The organism is [Zimmermannella] faecalis ATCC 13722 (genome assembly GCF_000381765.1).
GTDB classification, from domain to species: domain Bacteria; phylum Actinomycetota; class Actinomycetes; order Actinomycetales; family Microbacteriaceae; genus Gulosibacter; species Gulosibacter faecalis.
In genome coordinates this window covers 173652-189764 of record NZ_KB907076.1, presented here as the reverse complement: position 1 = coordinate 189764, position 16113 = coordinate 173652, and the positions used below count along the sequence as shown (strand labels likewise).

The following is a 16113-nucleotide window of genomic DNA, read 5'->3' as shown; positions in this document are numbered from 1 at the left end:
GTGAACTCGGCACCACTTCTCGACCCACGCGCGGCCCGCTCCCGCGACGCGCTGCTCGCGGCACTCTGGACTTCGTTCCAGGAGGGCCGCACGGCGCCCACGATCACCGACATCGTCAAGGTCGCGGGCGTGAGCCGCCCGACCTTCTACCAGCACTTCGCCGACGTGCCCGACCTGATCCGCGCCGCCGCCCTCGAGCGACTGCGTGAGCTGTTCGCGCACGCGCCGCAGCTGAGCGACGAGCTCACCGGCACCCGCTTCATGCACGCGCGGCTCGCCTCGCTGCTCGGCGAGCTGCAGCACGACCGGGCGGTCTACCTCCCGGTGCTGCACGGCCCAGCCGCCGTGCCGGTGTTCGCCGACATCGTGCGGTATCTCGCCGACGCGTTCGTCGGCGAATCGCCGATCCGTACGGCCCTGCGCGCGGGCGTCGACGAGCCAGAGGCCCGCGCCCGCGCCGAGTTCCTCGCGGCGGGCGTCACCTGGCGCGTCATCACGTGGCTCGCGGGCGACCAGACCGGCGATAACGAACTTGAGCCGACCGTGCGTCGGCTCACCGCAAACATCATCGACGCCTCGGGTGCCGGGGCAGGAACACCTGATCTCGTATGACCACACAAGCGAACGACACCGCCAAGCACGCGAAGTCGAAGACTCGCGCGAACCGCATCCGCGGCCTCATCATTCTGCTCGGCCTCGCGACCGTGCCGATGATCTACTCAGGCCTGCTCACGAGCTCGTTCAGCGATCCGCAGGGCAATCTGCACAACATCCCCGCGGCCGTCGTGAACGAAGACGAGCCGGCGAGCGCGAACGACACCACGGTCAACATCGGCGCCGAGCTCACCGACCGGCTCGTCGATAGCGACGACGAGTCGAACTTCACGTGGCAGGAAATGCCGGCCGACGAGGCGCAGGCCGCGCTCGTCGAGGGCGACGTGCTCGCCGTGCTCACGATTCCCGAGGACTTCTCGAGCAACACGACGTCGGTCGCGGGCGACGACCCGCAGCAGGCGAAGCTGCGCATTCAAACGAACGACGCGACGAGCATGTTCGCCGGCACGATCGCGAACCAGATCGGCACCGTCGTCGCCGACGAGCTCAAGGCAGAGGTCTCCGACGAGTACCTCCAGAACATCTACGCGGGCTTCACCAACGTGCACGACCAGCTTTCGGAGGCGAGCGACGGCTCGAGCCAGGTGACCGACGGCCTCGCCGACGCGGGCTCGGGCGCGAACGACCTCGAGGTTGGACTCGAGACGCTCGTGAGCGGCACGGGCGAGCTTGCCGCCGCGACCGACGAGCTCGCGACCGGCGCATCCACCGCGCAGACCGGTGCGAACACGCTCGCGAACGGCGCCTCGCAGCTCGACACGGGCGCGGGCACGCTCGCCGATGGCGCGGCGACGGTGAACAACGGGATGCAGCAGCTCGCGTCGGGCGCGAACGACGCGAACGACGGCGCGCAGCAGCTCGCCGACGGCACCGCGAGCCTCGAGACGGGTGCGGGCGACCTCGCCGACGGTGCCGAACAGGTGGCGGCTGGTACGCAGCAGCTCGCCGATGCCGTGAATGCCGCCGCCGACGCGGTCGAGGCGGTGCGCGACTCGGTCGAGGCGGTCACGAATAACGAAGCGATCACCGACGACGCTGAGGCGGTCGTGACGGGCCTCGGCGACCTGCGCGACAACTGGGCGACGCTCACCGACGAAGAGCGCCTCGCGGCCCTCGAGACCATCGCGGGCAACGCCGAGAACGTGCACGGCGGGGTATCGGATGCGGTGAGCGGCCTCGAAGGCATCGACCTCAGCGCGCTCGAGGGGCTCGGCAGCGGCAGCGACCTCGTCACGCAGGTGAACGCGCTGAACACCGGCGCGCAGCAGGTTGCGACCGGCGCCGGCGATCTCGAGTCGGGCGCCGCGACGGCGGCCGACGGGGCCGCGACGCTCGCGGCGGGCACCGCCGACCTCGCCTCGGGCGCCGACGATCTCGCCGACGGCACGCAAGACCTTGCGAGCGGCGCCGCGACCCTCGCCGAGAAGACGGGCGAGCTCGCCACGGGTGCGGGCGACCTCGCGGCGGGCGCCGCGACCCTCGCCGACGGTGCCGGGCAGATCGCCTCGGGTGCGTCGGAGCTCGACGAGGGCGCCCAGCAGGCCGCTTCGGGATCCACCTCGCTCAGCGACGGCCTCGCGCAGCTCTACGACGGCAGCGACGAGCTCACGAGCGGCCTCGAATCGGGCACCGACGAGGTGCCGAGCTACACCGACGCCGAGTCTGAGCGGCTCGCGGCCGTCGCGGGCGAGCCCGTGACGCTTGACGCGACCCGCGAGCACGCGGTCGAACACAATGCCGAGGGCATGGCGCCGTACTTCATGTCGCTCGCGCTCTGGGTTGGCGGCATGGCGTACTTCATGATGAAAGACCCGCTCGCCCGGGCCTGCGGCACCGGCTCGCTCCTGCTCGACGCGCTTCGGAGCGTCGTGCCGGGCGCCATCATGGGCCTCGTGCAGAGTACGCTCATGCTGCTTGTGCTGCACTTCTGGGTCGGCGTGAACTACGCCCTCGCGGGCCCGCTCATCGCGCTCGTCTTCTTCGCGAGCATCACGTTCGTCGTCATCAACCAGGCGCTTGTCGCCCTGCTCGGCCCTCCCGGCCGCTACCTCGCGCTCGTGATGATCGTGCTGCAGCTCTCGGCCGCAGGCGCGACGTATCCGGTGCAGACCACGCCGCAGCTGTTCCAGACGCTCCACCCGTGGTTGCCGATCTCGCACACCGTCGAGGCGTTCCGCGCGCTCATCGCGGGCAGCACGATCCGAGTGGATACGGCGGTCTGGTACCTCGCGATCTGGCTCGTTGGTGCGCTCGTGCTGCTCGTCGCCGCGGTGGCGGTGCAACGTCGGCGTCAGCCGGCGGAGCGCGGGCGAATCGAGAGGTCGGTCACGAGCGCGTCGGCGGGCGCGGCGACCGCGTAGCGCACGGCACCGGCGACCGACTCGGGCCGCAGGTACCGCTCGGGGGCGTACGGGTTCCCGAGGCCGGCCTGCAGCTCGACCTGCATCGGCGTATCCACCTGCCCGGGCATGATCGTCGTGACGCGCACCCCGGCGCCCGACTCCTCGAGCCGCAGCGAGTCGGCGAGGCCCTTGAGCGCGTGCTTCGTCGCGGTGTACACCGACATCTGCTGGGCGGGCCGCACCGAAACCCCCGAGCCGAGGAACACGACCGTGCCCTGGGATGCGCGCAGGAGCGGCAGCGCGAGGCGGGTGAGCAGCGCCGGCGCGATGACGTTTGTGTCGAACTGGCGGTGCCACTCGTCGGCGTCGGCCTCGTCGAAGGCGCCCGGCGTGCCGACCGCGGCCGAGTGCACGAGGGCGTCGAGCCGGGGGAGCGAGGCGACGAGTTCGGCGACGGCCCCGCCCGGCGCGAATGCCGCGGAGTCGCGCAGGTCGACCGCGAGGCGCGTCTCCGCCTCGACGCCCGCGAGTCGCGCCTCATCGCGCCCGAGGGCGACGATGCGGTGGGTCGTCGCGAGCTCGCGCACGATCGCGGTGCCGATGCCGCTCGTCGCGCCGGTCACGAGGGCGATGGGCTGGTTGTTCGGCATGGTGCCTCCTGGTTGTCGAGGTGCCTAGCTCGGGTCGAGCCGCCGCAGCAGCCCGCGGTACGCGTCGGCGTCGGCGCGGTAGAGGTTCCAGTTGCCCGAGCGCGTGACGTCGATGAGCCCCGCCTCGAGCAGCTGCTTGAGGTGGTGCGAGACGGTCGCCTGAGAGAGGTCGAGCTCGTCGACGAGCTCGGTCACGGTCGTGGGTCGCGGCTCGTGCGCCGCGAGCAGCGAGAGGATGCGCAGCCGGGTCGGGTCGGCGATCGCCCCGAGCGTCGCGGCGAGGGTGCGGGCGGCGGCCCGGCCGAGGGGCTCGCCCTCGCCGCCCGGCCACGCCGTGGGTTCGAATGCGCGGGGGCTCATTCGGGCGCGCACTCACGCAGCTTCGTGCAGATCGCCCGCAGCTGCCCAAGTTCTTCGGCGGTGAGCACGCTGCCCACGCGCGAGTTGATGTTCTCGGTGTGCACGACGGCGGCGGCGCGGAACGCGTGCACGCCCTCGGGCGTGAGCTCGACGACGGTGCCGCGGGCGTCGAGCTCGTCCTCGAGCTTCACCATGAAGCCGCGGGCGACGAGCCGGTCGACGAGCCGCGACACCGACGACTGCGTGATGAGCACCGACGAGTTGAGTTCGCGTAGGCGGATGCGGTGCTCGGGCGCGCGGTACGTGTTGAAGAGCACGTCGTACTCGTTCATCGACATTCCGACGTCGGTGAACTCGCGCCGCAGGTCGCGCATGATCGACACCTGCGCGCGGAAGAGTGCCTCCCACGCGTCGCTCGGCTTCACCGACGGGGTTGCTCGAGGGGTTGGCTGATTCACGCGACCGAGTCTATGCGTGTGCGTGCAAAATCACCGGCACGTCGACCGGCAAACCGGTCGGTGCGTGGCGCGGCCTAGAGGCGGTCGGGCGACGGCGCGAGCGAGTGGAGGATGCGCACGTCGGCGTGCCGGTCGAAGCGGTAGCCGATGCCGCGCACGGTGCGCACGACGTCGGCGTACTCGCCAAGTCGCTGGCGCAGGCGGCGAACGTGCACGTCGATCGTGCGCTCGTGCGGGCGCTCCTCGTGCGATTCGCGCCAGAGCACGTCGATGATCTCTTCGCGGCCGACGGTGCGGCCCTCGCGCAGCACGAGCGCCTGCAGCAGCTCGAACTCCTTGTACGTGAACTCGACGTTCTCACCGTGCACGAGCACGCGCTTGCGGGAGGTGTCGATGACGACCTTCGCCTCGGCGCGCTTCGCCTCTTCGGCACGCTCCTCTTCCTGCCGGGCGGCGCGCTGCTCGCGCACGGCGCCAGGCTCCTGCAGGGCGAGGCGAACGAGGTCGATGTTCGAGCCGGGGGCGCCGGCGGGAGCGAACGCGACCGAGGCGTAGCTGCCGGCCGAGGGGGCGCGCTCGGCGAGCACGCCACGCAGGGCGGTGACGAGCTCGGTGAGGGTGACGCCGTCAGCGGCCGCGGTCTCGGCGTCGAGGCCGACGTAGAGGGCGAAGCCGCGGGTCTCGGGAGCGGGAGCGACGGGCTGCACGGTGCTCGGCGCCTCGGTGGTTGAGGGGCGAGCGGCGGGATACGCGGCCGGCACGGCCTTGAGGTCGGCCGCGGGGGCTGCGGGGGTGTGCGCGTGCGTGTGGTTCGGTCGCGAGAAGTGGGCGATGTTCGACATGAAAGTGGTCCTTTGGCAAATGCGGTCAGTGCGAGCTAGACGGCGCCCGAGATTCGGGCTGGATGCGCGGAATTGCGCGGGAGGATGCGGTTAGCGGCACATTCGACAGCACGCCACGCAGCCGGCCATCATGCCGGAGCGACCTGCCACCCGAGGGGCGGACACAGGGCGGACGTCATTTGCAGTCATGTCATTAAGTTTGTTTGCGCGTTCAAGCAAAGTCAAGGGCTCGGCGGCAAACGGATCGACCCAGGCCAAGAAAGATCCGTCGAAAGTCGTAGCTGGCACCGCTGGCGCGCGGGTGTGCGCGGTCGGGGTGCGACTCCGGGGTGAATCTTTGTCACGTGCCACTCGGGTCGAGGTCAGATTCGTATACTCAAGCCAGATTGCGGGAAATCCTGGGGGACCGGCAAATTCCTACACGAAGGTGAGTTATGCACGAGGTTGCGAGCGGCCGCGCCGTGGCTGACGCTGTACAAATTGTGAGTGCCGCCCGCGCCGAGATCGTGGGGCAGCTCGACCTCATTCGTGGTGACCTCGAGGGGATTCCCCGCAGCGGCTTCGATTCGCCGACGGCGGTGGAGTTTCAGGCGCTCACGACGAGCTGGACCGAGCTCGCCGCCTCACTCGCCGCATCCCTCGCCGACCTGAAAGAGCGGATGCTGCCCTTCGCGCCCGCCGACGCGCGCCGCCCGCTCGCCCCGGCGATCGCCGACACCGACGATGTCGACCTCGCCGCAACCTTCACCCGGCTCGAGGTGGCGTTGGCGCCGCTTGCCGGGCAGTGGCCCGCCGAGGTGCGCGAGGCGCTCGCCGAGGCGAGCGCGCAGTGGCACCGCGACCTCAAGGGCATCGGCTACGTGCACGAGCAGATCGACTACCTCGTGCACGACGTCGGCTCGGACGTCGAGCCGCTGTCGCCGCCCGCGGGCGCGGCCCGGTAGGTCTCGCGCCTAGTCGACGACGCCGTAGAGGCGGTCGCCCGCGTCGCCGAGGCCCGGCACGATGAAGCCGTGCTCGTTGAGCCCCTCGTCGAGCGCCGCGACGACCACGCGCACGTTCGCATCCGCGAAGTCTTCACGCATCTTCTCGACACCCTCGGGGGCGGCGACGAGGCAGATCGCCGTGACGTCGGTCGCGCCGGCCTCGAGCAGGAACTGCACGGTCGCGGCGAGCGAGCCACCGGTCGCGAGCATCGGGTCGAGCACGTAGCACTGGCGGTCGGCGAGGTCTTCGGGCAGCCGCTTCGCGTAGGTCTCGGGCTCGAGGGTCTCTTCGTTCCGGCGCATGCCGATGAACCCGACCTCGCAGTACGGCATGAGCTTGAGGAACCCGTCGAGCATGCCGAGGCCCGCGCGAATAATCGGCACGGCGAGCGGCAGCGGCTCGGTCACCTTTGACCCGGTCGCGCCCGCAACCGGGGTGTCGTACTCGACGGGCTCGACGCGGAGCCCGCGCGTCGCCTCGTAGCTCAGCAGATTCACGAGCTCGGCGACGAGTTCGCGAAACGCTGGCGACGGCGTGCGCTTGTCGCGCAGCAGCGTCATTTTGTGGTCGATCAGCGGGTGGTTCGCGACGTGCAACTCCATGCCGCTAGCGTAGCGAGCGAAACGTCGACGCTGTGCTGGGAGGTGCCGGATGCGCGTGCCCGAGGAGTACGAGCGGGCGATGCGAATCGCGCTGGTCGAGGCGCACGCGGCGCGCGAGACCGGCGACGTGCCGATCGGAGCCGTCGTGCTCGACGCGACCGGGCGTATCCGCGGTCGTGGCCGAAACCGCCGCGAGGCGGAGCACGACCCGACCGGTCACGCCGAGATCGTCGCGCTGCGGCAGGCGGCCCGCGAACTCGGAACGTCGCGGCTCGACGGAGCGACCCTCGTGACGACGCTCGAGCCGTGCGTCATGTGCGCGGGCGCCGCGCTCACGGCGCGGGTCGCGCGCGTCGTGTTCGGGGCGTGGGATGCGAAGGCGGGGGCCGCGGGGTCGGTCTACGACCTGCTGCGCGACGGTCGGCTGCCGATTCGCACCGAGGTGGTCGGGAGCGTGCTCGAGGCCGAGTGTGCGGCCCCGCTCACGGACTTCTTCGCCGACCGGTAGGGCTGCCTGGGCGAGCGTTAGTCCCAGCCGCGAATGACGACGTTCTCGGTCGGCACCTCTTCGGCGCGGCGCTCGGTGACGTCGGGCTCGAGGAACACGTGCTCGACGGTCGGCAGCGCGAGCTTGATGTCGGCGCGCAGCTGCGCGAACAGCGGCGGCAGGGCGCCGAGGTCGGTGAGGTTCGCGAGGCAGAACTGCACCCCGACGACTCGCTCTTCGGCGTCGATGGCGACCTTGAGCACTTCGTTCACGTAGGTGCTTTGCAGCAGCTGCAGGCGAACAGTCTCTTCGGCGTTCGACGTCATTATCGGCATCTCCTCGAATATGCGACCAAGCGGTTTGCGACCAGAATAGACTCATCAACTGTGACTGACTCCTTGCCAACGCTGCCAACGCTCGCAATCCTCGGTGCCGGCAACATGACCGGTGCGGTGCTCGACGGACTCCTCGCCTCGGATGCGCTCACCGAGCTGCCCGTGCGGGTCACGACGCGCTCGCAGGCGTCGGCCGACCGGTTCGACGACGACCGCATCGTGGCGACGGCGGTCGAGACCGACGCCGAGGCGAGCCGCAACGCCGTGCGCGGAGCGGGCATCGTGCTGCTCGGCGTGAAGCCTCACATGATCGCCGACCTGCTCGACGAGGTCGGCGACGCGATCGCACCCGGCACCGTTGTCATCTCGGTCGCGGCCGGCATCACGATCGCCGCGATGGAGGCGAAGCTCGCCGAGGGCGTGCGCGTCGTGCGCGCGATGCCGAACACGCCGGCCGCGATTGGCATCGGCGCGACCGGCATCGCCGCGGGCACTGCAGCCGACGACGAGGCCATGGGCTTCGCGCGGGCGATCTTCGAGGCCGTCGGTATCGTCGCCGAGGTCGACGAGGCGCAGATCGCCGACGTCGCCGCGGTGTCGGGCTCGGGGCCCGCGTACGTCTTCTATCTCATCGAGCAGATGATCGCGGCGGCGATCCGCATCGGCATGCCCGAGGATCAGGCGCACGAGTTTGTCGTGCAGACGTTCCGTGGCGCGATCGGCCTCGTGCACGCGAACCCCGACGTCGAGCCATCCGAGCTCCGCCGCCGGGTGACGAGCCCGAAGGGCACGACCGAGCGCGCGATTCAGGTGCTCGAGGCCGCCGACCTCGGCGTCACGTTCGAGCAGGCGATGCGCTCGAACGTTCGCCGCAGCGAAGAACTTGCCGCGGGCTCCTGATGAGCCCGAAGTTTCCCGAAAACCTCTACGACGTTCTCGGCGTCGAGCCCGACGCGACCGACGCCGAGCTGCGCCGTGCCGGCCGACAGCGGCAGCGCGAGACCCACCCCGACCTTGGGGGCGAGGCGCAGCAGTTCACGCGCGTGCGCCTCGCGGTCGAGGTGCTCACGAACCCGCGCCGCCGCGCCGAACACGACTCGTGGCTCTCGGCGCTCACCGGCGTCGCACCCGTGCGCCGCGACTACGGCGTGCGCCTGCGCCAGCAGCAGCGCGCGAGCCGGGCACGCCCCGCGCCGCCGCGGCCCGCGACGCACAGCACCGCCGCCGGCACCGACAAGGTGCCCACGTTCGACCGGCTGCCGAAGCCGAAGGTCGACGCCCGGCGCATGGGCTGGTATCGCACGAACTGGCACCCGCACCCCGAGGTGTGGCCGCCCGAGCGGCCCGTCGTGCGCGGGCCCGACCTGCGCGAGCTCCTCACGGTCGTGCCGTTCCTGCTCTGCGCGATCGGCGTCTGCCTCGCGCAGACGCTGCTCGATCTCGCCGTGCCGTGGTGGCTCTCGAGCTACGCGCTCCTCGCGCTCGCGGTCGTGTGGATCGTGCTGCGCTGGCTCGGCGCCCGGCTGCAGCTCGCGCGCATTCTGTTCTGGGTGAACATCGCCGGCATCGCGCTCGACGCGGCCGGCGCGTTCCTGCTCGCAATGTTCCGCATCTTCGAGGGGCAGACCGAGCGCGTGCCGCTCTACGTGAGCCACGGCGCGCTCTCGCTCGTCGGCGTCGGCCTCGCGCTGCTCGCGTGGTGGGGCCTCGAGCGGCGGGCGCAGCGCATGGTGCGCGAACGGATGCTCTGCGACATCGCGAACGAGTCGGCCCCGGCGGTCGACTCGACCACGCGCCAGTGGGGCACGCCCGGCGACGCGGCCCTGCGCCACTCGCTGCCCGGCATGAACCCCGTGCGCCGGCAGTACGCCGAGCAGCTGATCGGGCCGACGCTCACTGCCCTCGAGCGGATGCCCGGGGTGCGCATCGTGCACAGCCTGCGGCTTCCCGACGGCGACGAGGGCGTTTCGACGATCTCGCACGCCGTGCTCTGCGGCCGCCGACTCGCACTCATCGACGACCGGCTCTGGCACCCCGGCACCTACTCGATCGACACGCGCGGCCACGTCGTGCGCGGCGGCGAGGCGGGCACCGTACCGGTGCAGGAGTTCCCGCACCGCGTCGCCCGATTCAGTGAGACCTTCGCCGAGGTCGCGCAGGTGCGCGGCTGGCTCGCGGTCGCGCCCGACGGTCCCGGCGACTTCGCCGTCGACAACTCGCGCACGTGGCAGCACGTGCGCCTCGCGACCGCCGACTCGCTGCTGCGCGAGGTCGGCGAGTGGCTCTCGGCCGAGGGCGAGCAGGTCGACCGCCTGCTGCTGCGCGACCTGCTCGAGCTGCGCGTCGAGCCGAGCTAGCCGAACTCCCAGTTAGTCGAGCGCACCGAGCAGCGCCACCACCGCATCCCGGCTCGCGGCCGCCGCGACGTCGACGCCGACGTGGAAATCGGCGCCCGCCTCGGGCCCGCAGAGGTCGGAGATGCCGCGCACCGAGGCGAACTCGACCCCGAGCGAGTGGGCGACCTGCGCGATCGCGCACGTCTCCATGTCGGTGCCGACCGCGTCGGGGAACGCCTCGCGCATGTCGGCGACGTTGCGGGCGGTCACGAACGTGTCGCCCGAGAGGATGCGCCCCACGTGCCAGCGCGTGCCGGTCTCGGCCCGCTCGGGCGCGGCGGCGAGGGCGCGCGCCGCCTCGAGCGCCCGCTCGCTCACGGGGAAGCGCACGGGCTGGCGCGGCACCTGGCCGCGCTCGTACCCGAACTCGGTCGCGTCGGCCGTGCCGTAGGTCGCCGAATCGGCGACCGCGACCTCGGCGACGCGGGTCGCCGCCGCGAGCCCGCCGCAGGTGCCGGCCGAAATCGCGAGCCGCGGCGTCCACGTCGTGAGCGCCCAGGCCGCGACCGAGGCCGCCGCCGCGAGACCGATGTCGGTCGTCGCGACCACCGCATCCTGCCCCTCAAGCTGGCCCGTCCAGGCGCGCGTCGCCGCGAACGGCGTCGGCACCTCGCGGGCGTCGGCGAGCACCTCGACGAACGGCGCCGCCTCTTCGGGCATTGCCGCGAAGACGACGATCATCGGGCGTCGTCGTCGGTCACGACGAGCCACTCGTCGCGGGCCTCGAGGAACTCGCGCACGGCCGCTTGCGCGTCGGCGAGCGAGTGATTCGCGCCCCAGCCGCACTGCACCTCGTTTGCCGCGGGCACCTCGGTCGCGGCGAGGATGTCCTCGAACGTGCGCTGCAGCAGCGGCAGAAACTCGTCGGTCTCGCCCCCAAGCATGAGTGCGTAAAAGCCGGTCTGGCAGCCCATCGGCGAGAAGTCGATGAGCTGCTCCGTGTGATTACGCATGAGCTCGGCCGTGAGGTGCTCGATCGAGTGCACCGCGGGCATCTCGAGGTGGCCGACGTTCGGCTGCGCGAAGCGCACGTCGTACTTCACGAGCGTGTCGCCGCCCGGCAGCTCCTTGCGGTCGGCGATGCGCACGTACGGCGCCCGCACGGCGCGGTGGTCAAGATTGAACGACTCGACATTCATAGGCATGGCCCCGAGCCTAGTTGCCGAAGGGCCGGGGCCGCCCAGAACCGTGATTCCGGGTCAGCTCTGCAGGCTCGAGAACCGCTCGACGTCTTCGGGCACGCCCGCGACGATGATCACGTCGTGGTCAGAGATGCGGGTCGCGGGCTCGGCATACGTGAACTCCTCGCCGGGCGACTTCACGCCGACGACCGTCACGCGGTACTTCGAGCGGATGTCCGACTCGGCGAGCGTCATGCCACGGATCGGCTTCGGCGGGTACATCTTCGAGAGCACGAAGCCGTCGTCGAACTCGATGAAGTCGAGCATCCGGCCGTTGAGCAGGTGCGCCGCGCGCTCGCCCGCCTCGGCCTCGGGGAACACGACGTGGTGCGCGCCGATGCGGCGCAGGATGCGCCCGTGCGTCGTCGACATCGCCTTCGCCCAAATCTGGGGGATCTTCAGGTCGACGAGGTTCGCGGTGACGAGCACGCTCGCCTCGATCGACGTGCCGACGGCGACGACCGCGATCGAAAACTCCTGCGCGCCGATCTGCTTGAGCGCGTCGATGTTGCGGGCGTCGAGCTGCACGGCGTGTGTCACGCGCTCGGCCCACTTCTGCACGAGCGTCGCGTCGGTGTCGACCGCGAGCACCTCGCGCCCGAGCCGCTGCAGCTGGCCCGCGGTCGCGGCGCCAAACCGGCCGAGGCCGATCAGCAGCACCGGCGCGTTCGGGGAAATTGCCTCACCCAACGATGATCCTCTCTTCGGGAAGCGTGTATAGCTGCCGTCGGTCGCTCGAGGCGACCGCGGCGGCGAAGGTCACGGTGCCGACCCGACCCAACCACATCGTCGCGGTGAGCAGGTAGACGCCGGCATCGGGCAGGGATTGCGTGAGCCCCGTCGAGAGGCCGCACGTCGCGAACGCCGAGATGGTGTCGAACAGGGCGTACTTGAACTCGGTGCCCGTGAGGTGCATGAGCGTGATCGACGCGACCGCGACGATCGTCGCGCCCCAGAGCGCGACGGCGACGCCGAGGCGCAGCACGTCGTTCGGAATCCGGCGGTTGAACGCCTGAATGTCCTTCACACCCTTCGCCTCGGCGACCGCCGCGAGAAACAGCACCGCGATCGTCGTCACCTTGATGCCGCCCGCGGTCGAGGCCGAGCCGCCGCCGACGAACATGAGCATGCTCATGACGGTGAGCGTCGAGTCGTTCATCGACGCGATATCGACGGTCGAGAAGCCGCCCGAGCGCGTCATCGCCGACGTGAACCCGGCGGTGAACGGCGCGAACCACGACTCCTGCCCGGCGAGCGTCTTCGTGTTGTCGAACTCGAGCAGGTAGATCGCGGCCCAGCCGAGGAAGAAGAGAATCACCGTCGTGCTCAGCGTGAGCTTCACGTGCACGCTGAGGCGCTGGCGGGTGCGCACCCAGCGGGTGAGCGCGAAGATCACCGGGAACCCAATCGAGCCGATGAACACGGCCGTCATGAGACAGATGAGCATCCAGAGGTTGTGGTCGAACGGCGCGAGCCCCTCGGCGTTCGGTGTGAAGCCCGTGTTCGTGAACGCGCTCGCGGCGTAATAGAAGGAGTCGCGCAGCGTGACCCACCAGTCGCCGTAGCCCGGCTCAAGCAGCAGCACGGGCCAGATGAGCAGCGCGATGACGGTCTCGATGATGACGAGCGAGACGGCGACCGTGACGAGCACGCCGCGAATGTCGCCGAGGCGCACCGCCTGCGACTCCGAGACGGGGCCTGAATGGATGCGCAGCGAATTGCCGTCGGACGCTGCCATGAGCTTCTGCCGCAGCCCGAGCTTGCGGGTGACCGCAGTGCCGAGAATCGACGCGAGCGTGAGCACGCCGATCGCGCCCACCTGCAGGCCAATAAAGATGACCGCGTCACCGAACGCCGACCAGTGCGTCGCCATGTCGACCACCGCGAGCCCCGTGACGCAGATCGTCGACACCGCCGTGAACAGGGCCTGCGGGAACGGCGTGGCCTGCCCATCCGCCGCCGAAATCGGGAGCATGAGTAGGAACGCGAAGAAGAAAATGATGCCGGTAAAGACCAGCACGGCGAAGCGACTCGGAGAGTGCGTGCTCATGCTGGTGGCCCACTCTCGAGCGCGCACCAGCGGTGAGCGTCGATGCTCTGACCGACTCGGCATGACAGCGATCGTACTCGCGTGCGAGAAGCTCGCAACACGGCGGACCCAGGGGGGGGTGAAGAGCGGGGCTCTATATACCCGAGGCTTGAAGATTCTGGGAGCAACACTCTAGTGTTAAGCCAGCACTCTGTTCACAAGCGTCACATGCGGCACTATCGCCACTTCCAGGGGGAATACATGGATTCGGAACTGTCTGACGTCCGCTTCCTCACGGTCGCCGAGGTCGCGGAGCTGATGCGCGTCTCCAAGATGACCATCTACCGCATGGTGCACGCGGGTGACCTGCCCGCCGTGAAGTTTGGGCGCTCGTATCGCGTGCCGGAGTCAGCAGTGCAGGACGCCATCGCTGGGATTCGCAGCGAAGAGCGCGCCTGACGCCCCCTCGGGTGTAAAATCGGCGGATGTGCCTGCGCGCGCACGTAGGCGCCCGCGCGCATCCCGCAAGATCTAAGGAATAACTATGGGTTCAGTGATTAAGAAGCGCCGCAAGCGCATGTCGAAGAAGAAGCACCGCAAGCTGCTTCGCAAGACTCGTCACCAGCGTCGCAACAAGAAGTAGCCGCTGTGAGTGAGGGGCGCCGGTTCTTGCCGGCGCCCCTCACTCGTTTCCTTCGCGCTCGCTCGGCCCCGCGTATCCGCCGCCTGCTCGAGCGCGTACACTGGGTCGCGGTGTGCTGGGAAGTCTGGTCAGCGGTGACTCGTTCGTTTTCCCAACCCGCCGGAGGCCCGCATGGCACGTCGACCCGATGACACCTTCTCGCTGAAAGAGCGACTCAACTCGCGCAAGGTTGGCGGCACGCTGCTGCTCGTCGCCGCGGTGCTCGCGATCATTATTGCAAACTCGCCGCTCGCGCCGTTCTATGAGTCGGTGCGCGACTTCGACCTGCCGATTCCCGCGCTCGGCATCGAGCACATGTCGATCGGGCACTGGGCGAGCGACGGCGTGCTCGCGATCTTCTTCTTCGTTGTCGGTATCGAGCTCAAGCGCGAGTTCGTGACGGGCGCGCTGCGCGACCCGAAGACCGCTGCGCTGCCGATTGCCGCGGCCGTCGGCGGCATGGCCGTGCCGGCGATCACGTACGCGATCGTCGTCGGCACGAGCGGCATCGACGGCATGCAGGGATGGGCGATTCCGGTCGCGACCGACATCGCGTTCGCGCTCGGGCTGCTCGCGGTCGTCGGCAAGGGCCTGCCGAGCGCGTTCCGAACCTTCTTGCTCACGCTCGCGGTCATGGACGACCTGCTCGGCATCGTCGTCATCGCGATCTTCTACACCGCCGCGCTGAACTTCCTCGCGCTCGCGGGCTCGCTCGTCGTGATCGGGCTGTACGCGCTGCTCGTGAACCGCGGCATCAACAAGATCTGGCTGCTGATTCCGCTCGCGCTCGTCGCGTGGTGGCTCATGCTGCTCTCGGGTGTGCACGCGACGATCGCCGCCGTGCTGCTCGGCCTCGTCGTGCCCGCGCTACCTCGACGCGGCGACAAGATCTCGCTCGCGGAAGACTTCGAGCACGACTGGAACGCGATCTCGCAGGGCGTCGCGCTGCCCGTGTTCGCCTTCTTCGCCGCCGGCGTGCCGTTCGCGCCGGGGGCGGGCAGCTTCACCGACGCGATCGCGCATCCTGTTTTCCTCGGCGCCTTCCTCGGCCTGCTCATCGGCAAGCCCATCGGTATCTTCCTCACCGTGCTCGTGCTGCACCGCCTGCCGATGTTCCGGCTCGAGCGGCAGCTCAACATGGCCGACATCGCCGCGCTCGGCGGCCTCGCGGGCATCGGGTTTACGGTGTCGCTGCTCATCGGCGAGCTCGCGTTCCGCAGTGACGAAACCTTCCTCGAGTACGCGCACCTCGGCGTGCTGTTCGGTTCGCTCGCCGCGGCCGTCGTCGCGGTGGGCACGCTGCGGGTGCGGGCCCGCGCGCACCGAAACGACGCCGTCGACACGACCCACATGGAGCTCCCGTGATCGTCGACCTCTACGAGAAGCCCGGCTGTCACCTCTGCGAGGACGCGGCCGCGATTGTCGTGCCCGAAGCGGCGGCCGCGGGCGCCGAGCTGCGGCGGCACAACATCCTCGATGACCCCGACCTGCAGCGCCGATATGGCGAGTTGATTCCGGTCGTCGTCATCGACGGTGAGCAGCACGCGACCTGGTTCGTCGACCGCGACCGGCTTCGGGGCGCGCTCGCGGGCTGACGCCAGCTGCGTGGCGGCTCTGGGATACTCGAACGATGCGAGACGAGATCGATCGGGCGATTGTGCGGGCGCTGCGGCGCGACGCGCGGCTGTCGATTCGCGCGCTCGCCGAAGAGGTGCACGTGTCGCGGTCGTCGGCGCACGAGCGCGTACGGCGCCTCGTCGAGCGGGGCGTCATTCAGGGGTTCTCGGCGCAGATCGATGTCGCGGCCGCGGGCTTCCCCGTGCGGGCGCTGCTCGTGGTCGACACGGGCGCGACGGCGGCCGGTGCCGACCTCGCCGACCGCCTGCTCGAGGTGCCGTTCGTCACGCGAGTGCACACGATCGCGGGTGACGTCGACTACGTCGTCGAGATTGCGGCGCCGACGCACGACGAACTGAGCAACACGGTGTTGAAGCGCGTGCTCCGGATGCCCGGGGTCGCGTCGGTGCGCACGCATCTCATCATCGACGACCGCTCCCGCGACCCCCTCGGCGACTAGACCCCCCCCAGTTCGGTGGTCGAATGTTGCTGTTTTGAAGCTTCAAAACAGCAACTTCAGTCCACTGAAC

Annotated in this window: 21 protein-coding genes; 11 read left to right on the top strand and 10 right to left on the bottom strand. The window is 69.9% G+C overall.

Going from position 1 to position 16113, the window contains the following annotated elements:
• Entirely contained in the window at positions 1-612 is a 612-nt protein-coding gene (locus tag G328_RS15755; protein ID WP_019618311.1) for a TetR/AcrR family transcriptional regulator, read from the top strand.
• The gene (locus G328_RS0105320) at positions 609-2975 is read left to right on the top strand and encodes a YhgE/Pip domain-containing protein (RefSeq protein ID WP_019618310.1); all 2367 of its coding nucleotides are present in this window, start codon (positions 609-611) and stop codon (positions 2973-2975) included. Before G328_RS15755 ends, G328_RS0105320 begins: the two co-directional genes overlap by 4 nt.
• Here G328_RS0105320 and G328_RS0105315 read toward each other — a convergent pair.
• The 4 genes from G328_RS0105315 to G328_RS0105300 form a co-directional block, all read right to left on the bottom strand.
• Positions 2906-3607, bottom strand: coding sequence for an SDR family oxidoreductase (locus G328_RS0105315; protein WP_019618309.1), 702 nt, complete (start codon positions 3605-3607; stop codon positions 2906-2908). The genes G328_RS0105320 and G328_RS0105315 overlap by 70 nt on opposite strands.
• Positions 3608-3631: 24 nt before the next feature.
• Positions 3632-3967: an ArsR/SmtB family transcription factor gene (locus tag G328_RS14340; protein WP_019618308.1), complete on the bottom strand. Its 336-nt coding sequence runs from the start codon at positions 3965-3967 to the stop codon at positions 3632-3634.
• Positions 3964-4425, bottom strand: a complete 462-nt coding sequence (locus tag G328_RS0105305; protein WP_051082848.1) for a MarR family winged helix-turn-helix transcriptional regulator — start codon at positions 4423-4425, stop codon at positions 3964-3966. Before G328_RS0105305 ends, G328_RS14340 begins: the two co-directional genes overlap by 4 nt.
• Before the next feature lie 74 nt (positions 4426-4499).
• A complete protein-coding gene (locus G328_RS0105300) occupies positions 4500-5267 on the bottom strand; it encodes a winged helix-turn-helix domain-containing protein (protein WP_019618306.1) in 768 nt (255 codons plus the stop codon).
• Between the two features lie 434 nt (positions 5268-5701).
• Here G328_RS0105300 and G328_RS0105295 point away from each other — a divergent pair, with 434 nt between their 5' ends.
• On the top strand, positions 5702-6211 hold the full coding sequence (locus G328_RS0105295; protein ID WP_019618305.1) for a hypothetical protein: 510 nt from the start codon (positions 5702-5704) through the stop codon (positions 6209-6211).
• Positions 6212-6220: 9 nt separating this feature from the next.
• Here G328_RS0105295 and upp read toward each other — a convergent pair whose 3' ends face one another.
• Positions 6221-6856 carry a uracil phosphoribosyltransferase gene (upp, locus tag G328_RS0105290; RefSeq protein WP_019618304.1) on the bottom strand — a complete coding sequence of 212 codons (636 nt, stop codon included), beginning with the start codon at positions 6854-6856 and terminating at the stop codon, positions 6221-6223.
• 49 nt (positions 6857-6905) lie between these two features.
• On the opposite strand from upp, the gene G328_RS0105285 reads away from it, so the two are divergent.
• Positions 6906-7364 (top strand): nucleoside deaminase, encoded by a 459-nt coding sequence (locus G328_RS0105285; protein WP_019618303.1) that lies wholly within the window; start codon positions 6906-6908, stop codon positions 7362-7364.
• A gap of 17 nt (positions 7365-7381) precedes the next feature.
• Here the strand turns inward: G328_RS0105285 and G328_RS0105280 are convergent, their stop codons facing one another.
• Positions 7382-7669 (bottom strand): hypothetical protein, encoded by a 288-nt coding sequence (locus G328_RS0105280; RefSeq protein ID WP_019618302.1) that lies wholly within the window; start codon positions 7667-7669, stop codon positions 7382-7384.
• Positions 7670-7729: 60 nt separating this feature from the next.
• On the opposite strand from G328_RS0105280, the gene proC reads away from it, so the two are divergent.
• Together proC and G328_RS0105270 are read left to right on the top strand one after the other, a co-directional pair.
• Positions 7730-8578 carry a pyrroline-5-carboxylate reductase gene (proC, locus tag G328_RS0105275; RefSeq protein ID WP_026339668.1) on the top strand — a complete coding sequence of 283 codons (849 nt, stop codon included), beginning with the start codon at positions 7730-7732 and terminating at the stop codon, positions 8576-8578.
• The gene (locus tag G328_RS0105270; RefSeq protein WP_019618300.1) at positions 8578-10035 is read left to right on the top strand and encodes a J domain-containing protein; all 1458 of its coding nucleotides are present in this window, start codon (positions 8578-8580) and stop codon (positions 10033-10035) included. Before proC ends, G328_RS0105270 begins: the two co-directional genes overlap by 1 nt.
• 12 nt (positions 10036-10047) lie before the next feature.
• Here the strand turns inward: G328_RS0105270 and mtnN are convergent, their stop codons facing one another.
• From mtnN to G328_RS0105250, 4 genes are read right to left on the bottom strand one after another with little or no spacing between them, the layout of a single operon-like run.
• Positions 10048-10755, bottom strand: a complete 708-nt coding sequence (gene mtnN / locus G328_RS0105265; RefSeq protein ID WP_019618299.1) for a 5'-methylthioadenosine/S-adenosylhomocysteine nucleosidase — start codon at positions 10753-10755, stop codon at positions 10048-10050.
• Positions 10752-11213, bottom strand: a complete 462-nt coding sequence (locus tag G328_RS0105260; protein WP_019618298.1) for an S-ribosylhomocysteine lyase — start codon at positions 11211-11213, stop codon at positions 10752-10754. Before G328_RS0105260 ends, mtnN begins: the two co-directional genes overlap by 4 nt.
• 60 nt (positions 11214-11273) lie before the next feature.
• Entirely contained in the window at positions 11274-11945 is a 672-nt protein-coding gene (locus G328_RS0105255) for a potassium channel family protein (RefSeq protein WP_019618297.1), read from the bottom strand.
• On the bottom strand, positions 11938-13305 hold the full coding sequence (locus G328_RS0105250) for a TrkH family potassium uptake protein (protein ID WP_019618296.1): 1368 nt from the start codon (positions 13303-13305) through the stop codon (positions 11938-11940). The genes G328_RS0105255 and G328_RS0105250 overlap by 8 nt, the downstream gene beginning before the upstream one ends.
• A gap of 240 nt (positions 13306-13545) precedes the next feature.
• Between G328_RS0105250 and G328_RS0105245 the strand changes: the two genes are divergently transcribed.
• From G328_RS0105245 to G328_RS0105225, 5 genes are all read left to right on the top strand, one after another.
• Entirely contained in the window at positions 13546-13743 is a 198-nt protein-coding gene (locus G328_RS0105245) for a helix-turn-helix domain-containing protein (protein ID WP_026339667.1), read from the top strand.
• Positions 13744-13828: 85 nt separating this feature from the next.
• The gene (locus tag G328_RS16150; RefSeq protein ID WP_005504750.1) at positions 13829-13927 is read left to right on the top strand and encodes a 30S ribosomal protein bS22; all 99 of its coding nucleotides are present in this window, start codon (positions 13829-13831) and stop codon (positions 13925-13927) included.
• Positions 13928-14098: 171 nt separating this feature from the next.
• Complete coding sequence (nhaA, locus tag G328_RS0105235; RefSeq protein WP_019618294.1) at positions 14099-15331, top strand: Na+/H+ antiporter NhaA; 1233 nt, start codon at positions 14099-14101, stop codon at positions 15329-15331.
• Positions 15328-15561 carry a glutaredoxin family protein gene (locus G328_RS0105230; RefSeq protein ID WP_019618293.1) on the top strand — a complete coding sequence of 78 codons (234 nt, stop codon included), beginning with the start codon at positions 15328-15330 and terminating at the stop codon, positions 15559-15561. The genes nhaA and G328_RS0105230 overlap by 4 nt, the downstream gene beginning before the upstream one ends.
• Before the next feature lie 35 nt (positions 15562-15596).
• Entirely contained in the window at positions 15597-16043 is a 447-nt protein-coding gene (locus G328_RS0105225) for an Lrp/AsnC family transcriptional regulator (RefSeq protein WP_019618292.1), read from the top strand.
• Positions 16044-16113: the final 70 nt, after the last annotated feature.

Coding starts and splice junctions, on each gene's coding strand:
- G328_RS0105320 (WP_019618310.1), top strand. CDS start 609: ATGACCACACAAGCGAACGACACCGCCAAGCACGCGAAGTCGAAGACT.
- G328_RS0105315 (WP_019618309.1), bottom strand. CDS start 3,607: ATGCCGAACAACCAGCCCATCGCCCTCGTGACCGGCGCGACGAGCGGC.
- G328_RS14340 (WP_019618308.1), bottom strand. CDS start 3,967: ATGAGCCCCCGCGCATTCGAACCCACGGCGTGGCCGGGCGGCGAGGGC.
- G328_RS0105300 (WP_019618306.1), bottom strand. CDS start 5,267: ATGTCGAACATCGCCCACTTCTCGCGACCGAACCACACGCACGCGCAC.
- G328_RS0105295 (WP_019618305.1), top strand. CDS start 5,702: ATGCACGAGGTTGCGAGCGGCCGCGCCGTGGCTGACGCTGTACAAATT.
- upp (WP_019618304.1), bottom strand. CDS start 6,856: ATGGAGTTGCACGTCGCGAACCACCCGCTGATCGACCACAAAATGACG.
- G328_RS0105285 (WP_019618303.1), top strand. CDS start 6,906: ATGCGCGTGCCCGAGGAGTACGAGCGGGCGATGCGAATCGCGCTGGTC.
- G328_RS0105280 (WP_019618302.1), bottom strand. CDS start 7,669: ATGACGTCGAACGCCGAAGAGACTGTTCGCCTGCAGCTGCTGCAAAGC.
- G328_RS0105270 (WP_019618300.1), top strand. CDS start 8,578: ATGAGCCCGAAGTTTCCCGAAAACCTCTACGACGTTCTCGGCGTCGAG.
- mtnN (WP_019618299.1), bottom strand. CDS start 10,755: ATGATCGTCGTCTTCGCGGCAATGCCCGAAGAGGCGGCGCCGTTCGTC.
- G328_RS0105260 (WP_019618298.1), bottom strand. CDS start 11,213: ATGAATGTCGAGTCGTTCAATCTTGACCACCGCGCCGTGCGGGCGCCG.
- G328_RS0105250 (WP_019618296.1), bottom strand. CDS start 13,305: ATGAGCACGCACTCTCCGAGTCGCTTCGCCGTGCTGGTCTTTACCGGC.
- G328_RS0105245 (WP_026339667.1), top strand. CDS start 13,546: ATGGATTCGGAACTGTCTGACGTCCGCTTCCTCACGGTCGCCGAGGTC.
- G328_RS16150 (WP_005504750.1), top strand. CDS start 13,829: ATGGGTTCAGTGATTAAGAAGCGCCGCAAGCGCATGTCGAAGAAGAAG.
- nhaA (WP_019618294.1), top strand. CDS start 14,099: ATGGCACGTCGACCCGATGACACCTTCTCGCTGAAAGAGCGACTCAAC.
- G328_RS0105225 (WP_019618292.1), top strand. CDS start 15,597: ATGCGAGACGAGATCGATCGGGCGATTGTGCGGGCGCTGCGGCGCGAC.